14 protein-coding genes are annotated in these 15,914 nt (G+C 74.4%); 7 read left to right on the forward strand and 7 right to left on the reverse strand.

What is annotated here, in order from left to right; all coding sequences use genetic code 11:
- Positions 1-131 precede the first annotated feature (131 nt).
- From ACF1ED_RS12815 to ACF1ED_RS12825, 3 genes are all read right to left on the reverse strand, one after another.
- The gene (locus ACF1ED_RS12815; protein WP_391759772.1) at positions 132-1,145 is read right to left on the reverse strand and encodes an endonuclease/exonuclease/phosphatase family protein; all 1,014 of its coding nucleotides are present in this window, start codon (positions 1,143-1,145) and stop codon (positions 132-134) included.
- A 444-nt stretch (positions 1,146-1,589) separates the two neighbouring features.
- Positions 1,590-2,330 carry a TetR/AcrR family transcriptional regulator C-terminal ligand-binding domain-containing protein gene (locus ACF1ED_RS12820; RefSeq protein ID WP_391759510.1) on the reverse strand — a complete coding sequence of 247 codons (741 nt, stop codon included), beginning with the start codon at positions 2,328-2,330 and terminating at the stop codon, positions 1,590-1,592.
- Positions 2,331-2,713: 383 nt separating this feature from the next.
- The gene (locus tag ACF1ED_RS12825; RefSeq protein WP_391759512.1) at positions 2,714-4,354 is read right to left on the reverse strand and encodes an MFS transporter; all 1,641 of its coding nucleotides are present in this window, start codon (positions 4,352-4,354) and stop codon (positions 2,714-2,716) included.
- A 171-nt stretch (positions 4,355-4,525) separates the two neighbouring features.
- On the opposite strand from ACF1ED_RS12825, the gene panB reads away from it, so the two are divergent.
- The 3 genes from panB to ACF1ED_RS12840 all read left to right on the forward strand — a co-directional run bounded on the left by panB (position 4,526) and on the right by ACF1ED_RS12840 (position 7,363).
- Positions 4,526-5,389: a 3-methyl-2-oxobutanoate hydroxymethyltransferase gene (gene panB / locus ACF1ED_RS12830; RefSeq protein ID WP_391759513.1), complete on the forward strand. Its 864-nt coding sequence runs from the start codon at positions 4,526-4,528 to the stop codon at positions 5,387-5,389.
- A 109-nt stretch (positions 5,390-5,498) separates the two neighbouring features.
- A complete protein-coding gene (locus tag ACF1ED_RS12835; RefSeq protein WP_391759515.1) occupies positions 5,499-6,500 on the forward strand; it encodes an ATP-binding cassette domain-containing protein in 1,002 nt (333 codons plus the stop codon).
- On the forward strand, positions 6,497-7,363 hold the full coding sequence (locus ACF1ED_RS12840; protein ID WP_391759517.1) for an ABC transporter permease: 867 nt from the start codon (positions 6,497-6,499) through the stop codon (positions 7,361-7,363). Before ACF1ED_RS12835 ends, ACF1ED_RS12840 begins: the two co-directional genes overlap by 4 nt.
- 23 nt (positions 7,364-7,386) lie before the next feature.
- On the opposite strand, the gene ACF1ED_RS12845 is transcribed toward ACF1ED_RS12840, so the two are convergent.
- Complete coding sequence (locus ACF1ED_RS12845; protein WP_391759519.1) at positions 7,387-10,683, reverse strand: BTAD domain-containing putative transcriptional regulator; 3,297 nt, start codon at positions 10,681-10,683, stop codon at positions 7,387-7,389.
- 134 nt (positions 10,684-10,817) lie between these two features.
- Between ACF1ED_RS12845 and ACF1ED_RS12850 the strand changes: the two genes are divergently transcribed.
- On the forward strand, positions 10,818-11,612 hold the full coding sequence (locus tag ACF1ED_RS12850) for a site-2 protease family protein (protein WP_391759521.1): 795 nt from the start codon (positions 10,818-10,820) through the stop codon (positions 11,610-11,612).
- Here ACF1ED_RS12850 and ACF1ED_RS12855 read toward each other — a convergent pair.
- Positions 11,609-11,803, reverse strand: coding sequence for a hypothetical protein (locus tag ACF1ED_RS12855; RefSeq protein ID WP_391759523.1), 195 nt, complete (start codon positions 11,801-11,803; stop codon positions 11,609-11,611). The two genes, ACF1ED_RS12850 and ACF1ED_RS12855, sit on opposite strands and share 4 nt — an antisense overlap.
- Before the next feature lie 101 nt (positions 11,804-11,904).
- Positions 11,905-12,603 (reverse strand): NADPH-dependent F420 reductase, encoded by a 699-nt coding sequence (npdG, locus tag ACF1ED_RS12860; protein WP_391759525.1) that lies wholly within the window; start codon positions 12,601-12,603, stop codon positions 11,905-11,907.
- Between the two features lie 92 nt (positions 12,604-12,695).
- Between npdG and ACF1ED_RS12865 the strand changes: the two genes are divergently transcribed.
- Together ACF1ED_RS12865 and ACF1ED_RS12870 are read left to right on the forward strand one after the other, a co-directional pair.
- Positions 12,696-13,295, forward strand: a complete 600-nt coding sequence (locus tag ACF1ED_RS12865) for a hypothetical protein (RefSeq protein ID WP_391759527.1) — start codon at positions 12,696-12,698, stop codon at positions 13,293-13,295.
- Positions 13,296-13,396: 101 nt separating this feature from the next.
- Complete coding sequence (locus tag ACF1ED_RS12870) at positions 13,397-14,707, forward strand: MFS transporter (RefSeq protein ID WP_391759529.1); 1,311 nt, start codon at positions 13,397-13,399, stop codon at positions 14,705-14,707.
- Positions 14,708-14,729: 22 nt separating this feature from the next.
- On the opposite strand, the gene ACF1ED_RS12875 is transcribed toward ACF1ED_RS12870, so the two are convergent.
- Positions 14,730-14,960, reverse strand: a complete 231-nt coding sequence (locus ACF1ED_RS12875) for a hypothetical protein (RefSeq protein ID WP_391759531.1) — start codon at positions 14,958-14,960, stop codon at positions 14,730-14,732.
- 61 nt (positions 14,961-15,021) lie between these two features.
- On the opposite strand from ACF1ED_RS12875, the gene map reads away from it, so the two are divergent.
- Positions 15,022-15,879 carry a type I methionyl aminopeptidase gene (gene map, locus ACF1ED_RS12880; RefSeq protein ID WP_391759533.1) on the forward strand — a complete coding sequence of 286 codons (858 nt, stop codon included), beginning with the start codon at positions 15,022-15,024 and terminating at the stop codon, positions 15,877-15,879.
- Positions 15,880-15,914 lie beyond the last annotated feature (35 nt).

A 15,914-nucleotide genomic window follows, 5' to 3' on the forward strand; every position in this document is an offset into this window, starting at 1 on the left:
GTGGGAGACCCTTTCCGGATACGAGGGTTTGTTTTCTTACGAAACAAATTCTCGCAGACGGCTGGGCGTTCCCGGTCTCCGGGGGATGAAGAGAAGGTTTCGGCCGGTCGCCGGCGACCGCTCCGGCGCCGTCAGAGCGTGAGGCGGGCCGCGAGCGGCAGGTGGTCGCTCCTCGTCTCCGGCAGCGCCCAGGAGGAGACCGGCTCGACGCCCCGGACCAGGATCTGGTCGATCCGGGCCATCGGGAAGGAGGCCGGCCAGGAGAAGCCGAAGCCGTCGCCGGCCGCGCCCTGGGTGGAGCGCAGCTGGGAGGTGACGGCGTTGAGGGCGCGGTCGTTCATGGTGCCGTTGAGGTCGCCGAGGAGGACGATCCGCTCGGCCCGGTCGTTGGCGATGGCCTCGCCGAGGGCGACGGCGCTGTTGTCCCGCTGGTTGGCGGTGAAACCGGCGTTCAGCTTGACCCGCACGGAGGGGAGGTGGGCGACGTACACCCGCAGCTCCCCCTGGGGGGCGACGACCGTGGCGCGCATGGCGCGGGTCCAGCCCATGTGGATGTCGACCGGCCGCGGGTCCCGCAGCGGCAGCCGGCTCCACAGGCCGACGGTGCCCTGGACGGAGTGGTACGGGTACTTCTCCGCCAGCTCCCGCTCGTAGACCGGCACCATGTCGGCCTTCAGCTCCTCCAGGGCCAGCACGTCGGCGCCGGAGGCGGCGAGCCCGCGGGCCGTGCCCTCGGGGTCGGGGTTGTCGGCGTTGACGTTGTGGGTGGCGACGGTGAGGTCGCCGCCGGAGGCCGACTTGTCGGCGACGAGGCCGCCGAAGAGGTTGAGCCAGACGACCGCCGGGAGCAGCAGGGCGATCAGCGCGGTGGCGGAGCGGCGCAGCAGCGCGAGGAGGAGCAGGACCGGGACGAAGAGGCCGAGCCAGGGCAGGAAGGTCTCGGTGAGGCTGCCGAGGTTGCCGACCCGGTTGGGGATCTGCGCGTGGAGGACCATCAGCAGGGTCAGGACGACGGCGCAGACGGCGAGGACGATGCCGCGCCGCCAGATGCCGGGGTCCCGTCGCAGGCGGCCGAGGGCGGAGCGGAACCGGTCGCGGGACCCGGAAGGGGCACCTCCCGTTCCGCCGTGCTCCGTCCCCGTCATGTCCACCCGCGTCATCGCTGCCCTCACTCGCCTTGCCGTGCCGTCGTGCCGTCCGTGCTCCGAGACCCGCTCCGACCCTAGGCGATGCCGGGCCCGGCGCACTCCCCCAAGGACGGACGCGGCGTGTGACGGGGTTCCGGCGGGACGCCGGTTCGGGCGGGCTGTGACAGAACGCGCACATTCGTGCGGGTCAGGAGGGGGCCGGGTGTGGCCGGCGCCTCGACCGGTCCCCTCGCCGGAGCCCGGGCTCCGGCCACGCGGCCGGACCCCGCCGACGAAGGCGGGGGTCGGCCCCTCGGCCGGAGCCGTGGACGAAGACGGGGGGGCTCGGTCCGTCGGCCGGGCCCCGCCGACGAAAGCGGGGCTCAGGCCCTCGGCCGGAACCGTGGACGAAGGCGGGGGGCTCGGTCCGTCGGCCGGGCCCCGCCAAGGGAGGCGAAGGGCTCAGACCCTCGGCCGGACTCCGTCCAGGATGGTGTCGGCGACCCGGGCCGGGAGGTCGGGCGACAGGTCGGCGTCGGGTTGGAGGACGGTACGGAGCAGGAGCGGGCCGACGAAGAGGTCGTTGACCAGCTCCAGGTCGAGGTCGGCCCGGATCTCGCCGGCGGCGACGCCCCGCTCCAGGACCTCCATGCCGAGGCGGCGGCGGGGTTCGATGGCGGTGCGGTGGTACTGGTCCCAGAGCCGGGGGTGGGTCTGCATCTGGGCGAACATGTTCCGCAACAGCGCGGAGGTCCGCTTGGCGAGTCCGCGCCGCCGCATGAACTCCAGGAGCATCACCAGGTCGTCGCGGACCGAGGTGCCGGGCAGCTCCGGGTCGGGCGGCTCGACGGACCGGATCAGCTCGACCAGCAGGTCCTCCTTGCCGGCCCAGCGGCGGTAGATCGTCGCCTTGCCGACCCCGGCGGTGCGGGCGATCCGCTCGATGGACACGTCCCCGAGCGCCACACCGCCCTCCAGCAGCCCGATGACCGCGTCGAAGACCGCCCGCTCGACCCCCTCGCTGCGGGGCCGGCCCCGCCGGGCCGCGCCCTCGGCGCACGCCTCCGGCCGCGCGTCCCCGTCCGGGCCGGGGGCCGGTGTGCCGGCCGTCGCCGGAGCGGCGGGGGCCGCCGGGGGCCGGGGGCCGGGGGCCGCGCCGGGCTCGGCCGGCTCGCCGGGAATCTGGCCGTCCGCCAAGGACACGCGTGTCGCCTCTCGTCGTCGTGGGAAAGCTGCGTCCCCTTCATTCTCGCCCCGCGGAAGGGCGCGGCCCGGCACGGGCCGGGAGCCCGCGCCGGTCGGAGGGGGCCGCTCCGGTGCGGGGGCAGCTCCGGTGCTGGGGGCCGCTCCGGTGTGGGGCCGCTCCGGCACCGGGGCCGTTCCGGTGTGGGGGGCACTCCGGTACGCGGGCAGCCCCGGTGCACGGGCGGGCCCGGTACGCGGGCAGCCCCGGTACACGAGCGGGCCCAGTACGGGAGCCGCCCCGGTACACGAGCGGGCCCGGTACACGAGCCGCCCCGGTACACGAGCCGCCCCGGCACGCGAGCGGGCCCCGCCGCCCGGCCCGCCCGTGCGCCGGGCGGGGGTCAGCGGCGGGCCGGTTCCGCCGCTCCGGTGGCCTCGGGGGCGGCCTGGGACGGGAGGCCGGGGACCGGGGCACGGCCGGGGAGGAAGACGGCGACGACGGCCGCGCCGACGGCGGCGATCGCCGCGGAGGCGTAGGCGGTGACGTGCATCGCGTCGAGGAACGCCTGGTGGGCGGGGGCGACGAGGGCCTCGACGTGGAGCTTCTCGGCCACCGCGAGGGTGGCCTCCAGGGACTCGCCCGCGGTGGCGCGCACGGCGGGCGGGAGGACGCCGAGGTGGGACTCGATCTCGCCCCGGTAGACCGAGGAGAGGACGGAGCCGAGGACGGCCACCCCGAGCGCGCCGCCGACCTGCCGGAAGGTGTTGTTGACGGCGGAGCCGGAGCCCGCCCTCTCCCGGGGCAGCGTCTGCATGATCGCGACGGTGACCGGCGGCATGACGTGCGCCATGCCCGCGCCCTGCACCAGGAAGACCAGGGCCATCACCCAGACCGGGGTGTCCGCGTCGAAGAAGGCGAAGGCGCCGAGGCCGAGGGCGACGGCGGCCATGCCGGTGGCGCAGACCGCCCGCGCGCCGAAGCGGGCGACGGCGAGCCGGGCCCGGGGCGCGAAGACCATCTGGGCGAGGGCGAGCGGCAGCAGGAGCAGGCCGGAGTCGAGCGCGCTGTAGCCGCGGACGCTCTGGAGGTAGAAGGCGGAGAAGAAGGTCACGCCCATGAGGGCGAAGAAGACCAGGGCGATCGCGGCGACGGCGGCGGAGAAGACCGGCTTGCGGAAGTACGAGACGTCGAGGGCCGGGTGGTCGCTGCGCTTCTCGTACAGGACGAAGGCGGTGAGGACGGCGAGGCCGCCGAGGACCGGCAGCAGGACGCCGGGCTCGGTGAAGGACGCCCGCTCGCCGCCGCGGATGATGCCGTACACGAGGAGGACCAGGCCGAGGACGGAGAGGAGTACGCCGACCAGGTCGATCCGGCCGGGCGCGGGGTCGCGGGACTCGGGGACGAGCCAGAGCATCAGGCCGAGGCCGAGGAGCACCACGGGCACGTTGACGAGGAAGATCGAGCCCCACCAGAAGTGCTCCAGCAGGACGCCGCCGGTGATCGGGCCGATCGCGATGGCGAGGCCGACGCTGCCGGCCCAGATGCCGATGGCCTTGGGCTGCTCGTCGCGCTCGAAGACGTTCATGAGGACGGCGAGGGTGGCGGGCATGACGAAGGCGGCGCCGAGGCCCATCACGGCCCGGTGGGCGATCAGCTCGCCGGGGGAGCCGGAGAAGGCGGCGAGGGCGGAGCCGAGGCCGAAGACGGCGAGGCCGAAGAGGAGGGACCTCTTGCGGCCGAGCCGGTCGCCGAGGAGGCCGGAGGCGAAGAGGAGGCCGGCGAAGACGAGCGTGTAGGAGTTGATGGCCCACTCCAGCTCGCTCTGGGTGGCGCCGAGGCCGGTGGGGGCCGGGGAGGCGATCGTCTTGACCGCCACGTTCAGGATCGAGTTGTCGAGGACGACGATCAGCAGGCTGAGCATCAGCACGCCGAGGACGGCCCAGCGGCGGCGGTGGACCGCCTCGGGGACGCGCCCCGGCCCGGCGGCGGGGGCGGGGGCGGGGGGCGGTGACGCGGAGGGGGAGGGGGACGGCTCTGGCATGGACACCACTGTAGACCCATTTCGAAACGGTCCCGTCTCGTATCGCAATGCGGCCCCGTGTGAACAGCGCCACTCCGGCCCACTTCCCCGCCCGCCCGGCGAAGTGCCACCATGGATGTGGTCCGGGGACGCCGTCAGGGCGCCTCGAGATGACACAAGGAGCCGTTGACCATGACGCTTCAGGCTGCCCAGAAAACGCCCGCCGACAGCACGAAGACGCTGTACGGGGGCAAGGGCTCGCGCCGTCTCACCGTCCACGACATCGCCGCCGCCAAGACCCGCGGCGAGAAGTGGCCCATGCTCACCGCCTACGACGCCATGACCGCCTCCGTCTTCGACGAGGCCGGGATCCCGGTGATCCTCGTCGGCGACTCCATGGGCAACTGCCACCTCGGCTACGACACCACCGTGCCCGTCACGATGGACGAGATGGCCCTCCTCTCCGCCGCCGTCGTCCGGGGCACCCGGCGCGCCCTCGTCGTCGGCGACCTCCCCTTCGGCTCGTACCAGGAAGGGCCCGTCCAGGCCCTGCGCAGCGCGACCCGGCTGGTCAAGGACGCGGGCGTCCAGGCGGTCAAGCTGGAGGGCGGCGAGCGCTCGCTGCCGCAGACCGAGATGCTGGTCCAGGCCGGCATCCCCGTCATGTCCCACCTGGGCCTCACCCCGCAGTCCGTGAACACCATGGGCTACCGGGTGCAGGGCCGCTCCGACGAGGCCGCGCACAAGCTGCTGCGCGACGCCAAGGCCGCCCAGGACGCGGGCGCCTTCTCGCTCGTCCTGGAGCTGGTCCCGGCCGAGCTGGCCGCCGAGGTCACCCGCTCGCTGCAGATCCCGGTCATCGGCATCGGCGCCGGCCCCGACACCGACGCCCAGGTCCTCGTCTGGACCGACATGGCCGGCCTGACCGGCGGCAAGGTCCCGCGCTTCAGCAAGCAGTACGCCAACCTCCGCGAGACGCTCGGCGACGCCGCCCGCGCCTTCGCCGAGGACGTGGCCGGCGGGGCCTTCCCCGCCGAGGAGCACACCTTCCACTAGGCGGTCCCCGCACGTCACCGACAGCCCGCCGACAGCACGTCGGCGGGCTGTCGGCGCTCTGTAGGCCGTTTGTCGGAAGCCTGTCGGTGGCGCCGTGTTCCATGGGGGCATGACGCGATCACAGACCAACGCCGTCGAGGTCCGGGGCCTCGTGAAGCACTTCGGCGACACCAGGGCCCTCGACGGGGTCGACCTGGACGTCCGCGAGGGCACCGTCCTCGGCGTCCTCGGGCCCAACGGCGCCGGGAAGACCACCCTCGTCCGCTGCCTCTCCACCCTCCTCGTCCCGGACGCCGGGACCGCCGTCGTCGCCGGCTACGACGTGGTGCGCCAGCCCCGCCAGCTGCGCCGCACCATCGGCCTCACCGGCCAGTACGCCTCGGTCGACGAGAAGCTCTCCGGCTTCGAGAACCTGTACATGATCGGGCGGCTGCTCGACCTGTCCCGCGCGGACGCCCGGCGCCGCGCCGACGAGATGCTGGAGCGGTTCTCCCTCACCGAGGCCGCCAAGCGCCCGGCGATGAACTACTCCGGCGGCATGCGGCGGCGGCTCGACCTCGCCGCCTCGATGATCGGGCAGCCGGCCGTGCTCTACCTGGACGAGCCGACCACCGGCCTCGACCCCCGCACCCGCAACGAGGTGTGGGACGAGGTGAAGCGGATGGTCTCCGAGGGCGTCACCGTCCTCCTCACCACCCAGTACATGGAGGAGGCGGAGCAGCTGGCGAGCGAGCTGACCGTCATCGACCGGGGCAAGGTCATCGCCCGGGGCGAGGTGGACGAGCTCAAGGCGAAGGTCGGCGGCCGCACCCTCAAGGTCCGCCCGGTCGACCCGGAGCAGCTGCCCGCGATGGCCGCCGCGCTCCGCGAGACCGGTCTCGACGGCGTCGCCGGCGCGACCGTGGTGCCCGACGAGGGCGCGCTGTACGTCCCGATCCTCACCGACCAGCAGCTGACGGCCGTCGTCTCGCTGCTCGGCGCCCGCGGCTTCGGCATCGCCCACATCGGCACCCATCTGCCCAGCCTGGACGAGGTGTTCCTGGCCATCACCGGTCAGAAGTCCACCACGTCCGACCCGTCCGACACGATCAGCGAGGAGGTCGCCGCATGAGCACGACCACGGTCACCAAGGCGTCCGCCGGCACCTCCGGCCCCGTCGGCGCGGGCCCGGTCCGGCCGGCCCTCTCCGACGCCGACACCCGCATCGGCCTGCGGGCCAACCTGCGCCACATCGGCGCCCTGGCGCGGCGCAACGCCCTTCAGATCAAGCAGGACCCGGAGTCGATGTTCGACGCCGTGTTCATGCCGATCATCTTCATCCTGCTCTTCGTGTACGTCTTCGGCGGAGCGATCTCCGGCAAGGGCAACAACGACGTCTACGTGAACTACGTGACGCCCGGCCTGATGGCGATGATGGGCATGAACATCGCCATGGGCGTCGGCGTGGGCATCAACGACGACTTCAAGAAGGGGGTGATGGACCGCTTCCGGACGATGCCGATCGCCCGCTCCTCGGTCCTCATCGCCAAGATCGTCGTCGAGCTCGGCCGGATGATGATCGCCACCGCGATCCTCCTCGGCATGGGCTTCCTGCTGGGCCTGTCGATCCACACCTCGGTGCTCCACCTGCTGGCCGCCATCGGCCTGTCGGCGGTCTTCGGCGCCTCCCTGATGTGGATCTTCATCCTGCTCGGCCTGAGCCTCAAGTCCGCGCAGGCGGTGCAGGGCATGGCGATGCTGGTCCTGATGCCGCTCCAGTTCGGCTCCTCGATCTTCGCCCCGACGACGACGATGCCCGGCTGGCTGGAGACCTTCACGGACTACAACCCGCTGTCGAACCTCGCCGACGCCGCGCGGAACCTGATCAACGGCGGCCCGGTCGCCCACTCCGTGTGGATGACGCTGGGCTGGGCGCTGGCCATCACGGTCGTCACGGCACCGCTCGCGGTCTCGAAGTTCCGCAAGAAGACCTGATCCGGCGCCCCCGTGACGGGGGCTCAGGACTCGGCGCGCTCACTGATCGCGTCGGCGGCGCTGCCGAGCAGGGCGGCGGCCTCTTCCAGGGAGAGGCCGTCGCCCTCGGCGTACGCCCGGGCGTACTCCGCCTCCCCGAGGGCCGCGCGGGCCAGCTCCGTGGCCCGTTCCAGGTTCTCCCGCTCCAGGGCCGGCCGCCGGTGCCCCTCCGGGACCAGGCCCTCCCGGGCCCCCAGGAGCACGGCCGCCGTGCGGGCGGCGGAGCCGCCGAGCCCGGCGAGCGCCCAGGCCGCGATGGTGAGGTGGCCGGACGGCATCTGCGGGGCGACCGTCATCGACAGCGGGCTCAGCGACCGTCCGTACCCCTCGATCGCGTTCCGCAGCCCGGCGGCGTAGTCGCCCTCCAGGACGTCGATCCAGGCGAGGCCGGCCAGGGTGAAGCCCTCGAAGATGGAGAGGGTCTCGCTGCTGAACTCGCCCAGCAGGGCGGTGAGGTGCTGCCGCGCCTCCTCGGTGCGGCCGGTGCGGCCGAGGGCGTGGGCGAGGAAGAGCCGGGCGGCGAGCTGCGGTTCGTGGCCGGTGCCGTGGCGGCCGTCCAGGACCTCCCGGAGGATCGCCTCGCCCTCCTCGAACCGGCCGGTCTCGACGAGGATGTCGGCGTACCGGGCACGCAGCAGGGCCTGCTGCGAGACGGCGTCGATCTTCTCCGCGTAGCCGATGGCGGCGACGAAGTCGGCGGCGGCCTCGTCGAATTCGAGCTTCCGCTCATGGGCCTCGGCGCGGGAGGAGAGCGCTTCGGCCATGCCCCAGGCGTCCCCGTACCGTTCGAAGATCACCAGGCTCTCGTCGGCGTCGGCGATGGCCTGGTCGGCCCAGTCGCCCCGGTTGGCCAGCATGTTGGCGCGCAGGTGCAGGACGCTGGCCAGCTCCCAGTCGTAGCCGTTGCGGCGGCACGCCTCGACGGTGGTGTCGAGGATGTCGTGCAGTCTGCCGGGGTCGCCGAGCATGACGACCGCGAAGACCGCGAAGGAGCCGGGGAGCCGGCAGGTCTGCGGCAGCCCCGGCCGGTAGACGGCGCTGATCTCGCGGAGCCGGGCGGTGCCCTCGGGGGTGGTCCAGCGGGCCGTCTCGTGGTCCATGTTGAACAGCTCGACGAGCCGGACGCCCCGCCGGGCCTCCCAGCGCTGCTCCTCGGAGAGCGGCGGCGGCCCGGCCGTGCACGGCTCGTGGAGCGGTACGACGGGCGCGGCGGGCGGCGCGAAGGGGTCGGGGCCGAGGGCGGCGGCGGCCCGGGCGCCCTGGAGGGCGTCGGCGCGCAGGTCGCGCAGCTGCCAGTACCAGAGCAGGCAGTGGACGAGGACGAGCGCCTCGTCCTCGTCGCGGGCGGCGACGGCCCGGGCGAGCGCGGTGCGGAGGTTGCCGTACTCGGCGTCGAAGCGGGCCATGGCGTCGACCTGTCCCGCGCCGCGCAGGGCGGGGTCCCCGGTGCGGGCGAGTTCGCGGTAGTACGTCAGGTGCGCCCGCTCGACCGCCTCCCGCTCCCCCGCCTCCGCCAACCGCTCCGCCGCGTACTCCCCCACCGTCTCAAGAAGCCGGAACCGCATCCCCCGCTCCCCCGGCGCCGACACCACCAGCGACTTGTCCACCAGAGCACCCAGCACGCCCAGCACGTCCGCACCCTCCGGACCCGCGCACACCGCCTCCGCCGCCTCCAGATCACACCCGCCCGTGAACACCGCGAGCCGCCGCAGCACCGCCCGCTCCGGCTCCTCCAGCAACTCCCACGACCAGTCCACCACCGCCCGCAGCGTCTGCTGCCGCGGCAGCACCGTCCGCGCCCCCGACGTCAGCAGCCGGAAGCGGTCGTCGAGGCGGTCCGCGATCTGCCGCGCCGACAGCATCCGCAGCCGGGCCGCCGCCAGTTCGATCGCGAGCGGCAGCCCGTCGAGCCGCCGCACGATCTCGCCCGCCGCTGCCGGGTCCTCCGCCCCGTCGAAACCGGGCCGCGCCGCCGCGCCGCGCTCGGCGAGGAGTCGCAGCGCCGTCGCCTCGGGCAGCGGGCCGAGCGGCCGCAGCCGCTCCCCCGGCACCCCCAACGGCTCCCGGCTCGTCGCCAGCACCCGCACCCCCGCACACCGCGCCAGCACCGCCTCCGCCAACCGCGCCGCCGCACCCACCACATGCTCACAGTTGTCCAGCAGCAACAGCATCCGCCGCCCCGCACAGTGCTCCACCAGACGCGACAGCGGATCCCCGCCGCCGCGCAGTTCCTCGGCGCCGGCGCCGCGCAGCACGGTCTCGCGGGCGCCGAGGGCGGTGAGGACGGCTTCGGGGACGGCCTCCGGGTCGCGTACGGGGGCGAGTTCGGCGACCCAGACGCCGTCGGGCCAGGCGTCGGCGGCCCGTTCGGCCGCCTCCTGGGAGAGCCGGGTCTTGCCCGCGCCGCCGGGGCCGAGCAGGGTCACGAGCCGGGCGCCGGCCAGGTCCTGGCGCAGGGCGGCGATCTCCTCGTCGCGCCCGACGAAGGAGGTGAGCCGGGCCCGCAGGTTGCCGGGGGCGGGGGCAGGGGCGGGGAGGGCCCGTGCGGGGGCGGGGTCCCCGGTGGTCAGCAGCCGCTCGTGGAGGGCGCGGAGCCCGGGACCGGGGTCGGCGCCGAGCCGGTCGGCGAGCGTCCGGCGCACCTCCTCGTACGCCGCCAGCGCCTCCGCCGCCCGCCCCGCCTCCCGCAGCGCACGGATCCGCAGCACCTGCAGCGGCTCGTCCAGCGGCCGGCCGGCACAGAGCGCGGTCAGCTCGGGCAGCACCTCGGCCGCCCGGCCGAGGCCGAGCGCCGCGTCGAGCCGGGCGCGCCGGGCGTCCAGGCGGCGGGCCTCCCAGCGGGCCGCCTCGGCGTGCCGGTCGGGCAGGTCGGCGAGGACGGGCCCCGCCCACAGGCCCAGGGCCTCGTCCAGGAGCGCCGCCGCACGGCCCGCGTCCCCGGCGGCCAGCGCGGCACACCCCTCGGCGGCGAGCCGTTCGAAACGGAAGAGGTCGACGTCCTCGCGGGTGGCGCCGAGGCGGTAGCCGCCCTCGACGGAGTGGACCCGGTCCCGTCCGAGCGCCTTCCGGAGCCGTCCGACCAGGGCCTGGAGGGCGGCGACGGCGTCGGCGGGCGGCTCGTCGCCGTGCCAGACCTCGTCGACGAGGGCGGCCACGGGCAGCGCCCGGCCGGGCCGGAGGGCGAGGGCGGTGAGCAGGGCGCGGACGCGCGGGCCGCCGACGGGCAGCTCGCTGCCGTCGGCGGTCAGCACTCGGGTCGGTCCCAGGAGGCGGTAACGCACTCCCCCATTCTCCGTGAGGGCCCGTCGTCCGCCGTGCGCCGGGGAGGGACGGGGAACCCGGGGGCGGGGCGGTACGTTCTCCGGCACACAGCCCGCGCGTCCCGTGCGGGGCACGCCCCCGGGGGGAACCCGTGATGAGTTCGGCCGCCGTCCGCCGCCAGGAGCGCCGGATCAGCCCCGTCTTCCTGGCGGTGCTCGCCGTCATGGCGGTCACCGGCTGGGCGGTGTGGACGGACTTCGCCGCCCTGCCCGGGGTGGCGGTCTTCCTCTTCGTCACCTCGGCGTGGATCGTCTCGCTCTGCCTGCACGAGTACGCGCACGCCCGCACGGCCCTGCACGGCGGGGACGTCACGGTGGGCGCCAAGGGCTATCTGACCCTGAACCCGTTCGCGTACACCCACGCCGTCCTGAGCGTGGTCCTGCCGGTGCTCTTCGTGATCATGGGCGGGATCGGCCTGCCGGGCGGGGCCGTCTTCATCGAGCGGGGCCGGATCAGGGGCCGCTGGAAGCACAGCCTGGTCGCGGCGGCGGGCCCGCTGGCGAACGTGCTGTTCGCGGTGGTCTGCACGGCCCCGTTCTGGCTGGGCGCGCTCGACGGGGTGCCGCCGGCGTTCCGGTACGCGCTGGCCTTCCTGGCGTTCCTCCAGGTGACGGCCGCGCTGCTGAACCTGCTGCCGGTGCCGGGGCTCGACGGCTACGGCATCGTGGAGCCCTGGCTGTCGTACCGGACGAAGCGGCGGATCGAGCCGTACGCGCCGTACGGCTTCTTCGTGGTGATCGCGCTGCTCTTCGTGCCGGTCGTGAACGGCGCCTTCTTCGACGCGGTCGACGCCCTGATGCGGTCGCTGGGGGTCGGCGACCTGACCCGCTACTGCGGCTCCGAGCTGTTCCGCTTCTGGGAGGGGACGCCGGAGTACTGCCCGCTCTAGACCCCGGCGGTCTCGGCGGCCCCGGCCCGCTCGGCCCTGGCGCGGCGGACGTAGTACCAGGCCATGTTGGAGGAGAGGCCGGCGAGCAGCACCCAGACGACGCCGATGAAGCTGCCGTTGACGAAGGAGATCACGGCGGCGGCGACGGCCAGGGCGCAGACCACGAGGGCGCAGAGGGCGAGACGGGGCATGGGGGTCGGCTCCTGTCGGGTACGGCTGAGGGTGCCCGACCAGTGTCCCCCATGCCCCGAAGCGTCCGTTCTCCGGCTCCGTCCCGGGGCGGGAGGACCGCTCAGACGTCGGTGACGCGCAGGCCCGCGTGGGCCTTGTAGCGGCGGTTCACCGAGATCAGGTTGGCGACCAGCGACTCGACCTGGTGGGCGTTGCGCAGCCGGCCGGCGAAGACCCCGCGCATGCCGGGGATGCGGCCGGCCAGCGCCTGCACGATCTCGACGTCGGCGCGCTCCTCGCCGAGGACCATGACGTCGGTGTCGATCTCGGCGATCGAGGTGTCCTTGAGGAGGACGGCGGAGAGGTGGTGGAAGGCGGCGGCGACCCGGGAGTCCGGGAGGAGCGCGGCGGCCTGCTCGGCGGCGGAGCCCTCCTCGGGCTTGAGGGCGTAGGCGCCCTTCTTGTCGAAGCCGAGCGGGTTGACGCAGTCCACGACGAGCTTGCCGGCCAGCTCCTCGCGCAGCGATTCGAGGGTCTTGGCGTGGCCGTCCCAGGGCACCGCGACGATGACGACGTCGCTGCGGCGGGCGCACTCGGCGTTGTCGGCGCCCTCGACGCCGTGGCCGATCTCGGCGGCGACGGCCTCGGCGCGGTCGGCGGCGCGGGAGCCGATGATCACCTGCTGGCCGGCGGCGGCAAGGCGGTAGGCGAGGCCGCGGCCCTGGTCGCCGGTGCCGCCGAGGACGCCGACGACGAGCCCGGAGACGTCGGGGAGGTCCCAGGGGTCCTTGGCGGGGCGGGGGGAAGTCGAGGAAGTCATGGGCCGACCCTACCGAGCGGTTCGGACCCCGTTCGGGTGGATCGGGGACAACGGGCCGCGCGCGGGCGTCTCCTGCGGCAGGATGCGGCGCCATGGATGCCGTACGGGTCGCGTTGCTGCGGGAAGTGCTCGCCGGGACGGAGTGGCCGGCGGCCGCCCGCCGCTTCGCCGGGGCGCTGCGGGCGTCGGTGGTGCCGCGGCGGGGCGGGCTGCTGCTGGTGGGCACGGAGGCGTACGAGCCCTGGCACCTGGCGGCGCACCTGGTGGACGAGGCGGCCTGGTCGGGGCTGCCGGAGCTGGCGCCGACGCTGGTGCGGCACCGGGCGCGGCCGGGGGACCCGGCGCACCTGGCGGTGGGCCTGGGGCGCCTGGAGGCGGCGGGCCGGGGGGCGACGCTCCTCGTCGTGGCGCCGGAGCGGCCGGAGGAGGGGCTGCTCCAGCGGGTGCACGACGCGCGGCGGGCGGGCGCGACGGTCCTCTCCCTGGACGGCGGCGACCCGGAGGTGCGGGGGCTCGCGCACGAGGCGCTGAGCGTCGCGGAGGGGGCCGGGGTGGACCTGGACACGGTCCAGCACCTGGTGGGCGCGGCGGCGGGCGAGAACAGCCTGCCCGCGCCCCGGGGCCGTGGCCTGCGGCACCGGCTCTCCCTCCTGGCCGACCACCTCACGTCGCCGCCCCCGGCGCGCTGGTGAGGGAGCGGTGCCCGGCCGCCGGCGGACGCGCCCGCCGGCGCGTCCGGCGCCCCGCGGAATTCGGTTGCCCCGGGCCACCGGTCGGCTGAACATGGTTGCTCGTGTCCTCCCCCGCGCCCTCCACGCTCCGCTCCCGGCTCGCCGCCGTGCTCCCCGACACCGCCCCGTGGCGGTCCTCCCGCGACTTCCGCCTGCTCTGGGGCCAGGGGCTCGTCACGTACTTCGCCAGTGCCATGGCGATGGTGGCGCTGCCGCTGCAGATCAAGGAGCTGACGGACTCGCCGTTCGCGGTGGGCGCGATGGGCGCCGTGGAGCTGGTGCCGCTGGTGGTCTTCGGGCTGTACGGCGGGGCGCTGGCGGACGCGGTGGACCGGCGGCGCGTGATCGTCGCGACGGAGGCGGGGCTCGGGCTGCTCGCGCTGCTGTTGCTGCTGAACTCGCTGCTCGGCGAGCCGCTGCTGTGGCCGCTGTACGTGGTCGCGGCGGGGGTGTCGGCGCTGGCCGGGCTCCAGCGGCCGGCGCTGGACTCGCTGCTGGCGCGGATCGTGCCGCACGAGCAGCAGACGGCGGCGGCCGCCCTGAACTCGCTGCGGTGGCAGCTGGGGGCGATCGCGGGGCCCTCGCTCGCGGGCGTGGTGGTGGCCTACGCGGGCCACGCCCCGGCGTACGGGGTGACGCTGGCCGGGTTCGCGGCGTCGGTCCTGATGTGCCGGCGGCTCTCGCCCGCGCCGCCCGCGCACGACGCGGAGAAGCCGTCGCTGCGGTCGATCGCGGAGGGCGCGCGGTACGCCTGGTCGCGGCCGGTGCTGCTGGGCACGTACGCGATCGACCTGGCGGCGATGGTCTTCGCCTTCCCGAACGCGGTCTTCCCCTTCCTCGCGGACGACCTGGACGCGCCGTGGTCGCTGGGCCTGATGTACGCGGCCGGCTCGGTCGGCTCCCTGGTGCTGGGGCTGACCAGCGGCTGGACGTCGCGGGTGCGGCGGCACGGGCTGCTGGTGGCGGGCGGCGCGGCGGGCTGGGGGCTGGCGATCGCGGGCGCGGGCTGGTTCGGGAACGTGTGGCTGGTGCTGCTGTGCCTGGCGTTCGCGGGCGCCGGCGACATGCTGAGCGGGCTGGGCCGCTCGACGATCTGGAACCAGACGATCCCGGAGGAGCTGCGGGGCCGGCTGGCGGGCATCGAGGTGCTGTCGTACAGCGTGGGCCCGCAGCTCGGCCAGGTGCGGGCGGGCGTGATGGCGGGCTGGACCGGGACCCGGACGGCCGTGTGGGCGGGCGGGGTGGCCTGCGTGGCCTCGGTGGGCCTGCTGTGCCTGGCGCTGCCGAAGCTGATCCGGTACGACTCCGGCACCGACGAGGACGCGCTGCGCCGCAAGGCCCAGCAGGAGGCGGCGGCGGCCGGGGCCGGGTGATCCGGGTCCCGGCCGCCCGCCGTCAGGTCCGGTCCTCGTCCGGCCCCGGCCGGTCGTGCCAGCGCGGGTCGGTCTCCCACTCCAGGTTGCGCTCGCGGGCGGTCTCCATGGCGTGGGAGGCCTCCTCACGGGTGGCGTAGGGGCCGAACCGGTTCTTCGCCGGGCATTCGGGCCCTTCCTCGACCTTCTTGTGTTCCAGGCAGTAGTACCACTCGCCCGGCTTTCCGGCCGTGCGCTTCTTGAACAGGGCCATGGTCGTCGGCTCCTTCCCTCGGGACCATGCTGCCCCAGACGCGGTCGTTAGACTCGCTGGCATGTCTGGCCAGTCGCTTCTCGTACCGGGGGAGCTCTCCCCCGCCCGCTCCGTCCCGGGCTCGATCCGTCGCCCCGAGTACGTCGGAAAGCCCGCTCCCGCCCCCTACACGGGGCCCGAGGTGCAGGACCCCGACACGATCGAACGGATGCGGATCGCCGGCCGCATCGCCGCGCAGGCGATGGAGGAGGCCGCCAAGCACATCGCCCCGGGAGTCACCACCGACGAGCTCGACCGGGTCGCGCACGAGTTCATGTGCGACCACGGCGCCTACCCGTCGACCCTGGGCTACCGGGGCTTCCCCAAGTCGCTGTGCGCCTCGGTCAACGAGGTCATCTGCCACGGCATCCCCGACTCCACGGTGCTGCGCGACGGCGACATCGTGAACCTGGACGTCACGGCGTACATCGGCGGCGTCCACGGCGACAACAACGCCACCTACCTGTGCGGCGACGTCGACGAGGAGTCGCGGCTGCTCGTCGAGCGGACCCGGGAGTCGCTGAACCGCGCGATCAAGGCGGTGAAGCCGGGCCGGCAGATCAACATCATCGGCCGGGTCATCGAGTCGTACGCCAAGCGCTTCGGCTACGGCGTGGTGCGGGACTTCACCGGGCACGGCATCAACACGTCCTTCCACTCCGGCCTGATCGTGCCGCACTACGACTCGCCCCACCACACCACCGTCATCCAGCCCGGCATGACCTTCACGATCGAGCCGATGCTGACCCTCGGCACCCACGAGTACGACATGTGGGACGACGGCTGGACCGTGGTGACCAAGGACCGCAAGCGGACCGCGCAGTTCGAGCACACCCTGGTGGTGACCGAGACCGGGGCGGACGTCCTGACGTTGCCCTGAGCCCCGGACGGGGTACAGCCTTTACCGACAGGTCG

The organism is Streptomyces sp. NPDC014656, assembly GCF_043084305.1.
Lineage (GTDB): Bacteria > Actinomycetota > Actinomycetes > Streptomycetales > Streptomycetaceae > Streptomyces.

Bases quoted from the DNA above. Each gene is read 5' to 3' on its own strand.
- ACF1ED_RS12815 (WP_391759772.1), bottom strand. From the start codon at position 1,145: ATGACGGGGACGGAGCACGGCGGAACGGGAGGTGCCCCTTCCGGGTCC.
- ACF1ED_RS12825 (WP_391759512.1), bottom strand. From the start codon at position 4,354: ATGCCAGAGCCGTCCCCCTCCCCCTCCGCGTCACCGCCCCCCGCCCCC.
- panB (WP_391759513.1), top strand. From the start codon at position 4,526: ATGACGCTTCAGGCTGCCCAGAAAACGCCCGCCGACAGCACGAAGACG.
- ACF1ED_RS12835 (WP_391759515.1), top strand. From the start codon at position 5,499: ATGACGCGATCACAGACCAACGCCGTCGAGGTCCGGGGCCTCGTGAAG.
- ACF1ED_RS12840 (WP_391759517.1), top strand. From the start codon at position 6,497: ATGAGCACGACCACGGTCACCAAGGCGTCCGCCGGCACCTCCGGCCCC.
- ACF1ED_RS12850 (WP_391759521.1), top strand. From the start codon at position 10,818: ATGAGTTCGGCCGCCGTCCGCCGCCAGGAGCGCCGGATCAGCCCCGTC.
- ACF1ED_RS12855 (WP_391759523.1), bottom strand. From the start codon at position 11,803: ATGCCCCGTCTCGCCCTCTGCGCCCTCGTGGTCTGCGCCCTGGCCGTC.
- npdG (WP_391759525.1), bottom strand. From the start codon at position 12,603: ATGACTTCCTCGACTTCCCCCCGCCCCGCCAAGGACCCCTGGGACCTC.
- ACF1ED_RS12865 (WP_391759527.1), top strand. From the start codon at position 12,696: ATGGATGCCGTACGGGTCGCGTTGCTGCGGGAAGTGCTCGCCGGGACG.
- ACF1ED_RS12875 (WP_391759531.1), bottom strand. From the start codon at position 14,960: ATGGCCCTGTTCAAGAAGCGCACGGCCGGAAAGCCGGGCGAGTGGTAC.
- map (WP_391759533.1), top strand. From the start codon at position 15,022: ATGTCTGGCCAGTCGCTTCTCGTACCGGGGGAGCTCTCCCCCGCCCGC.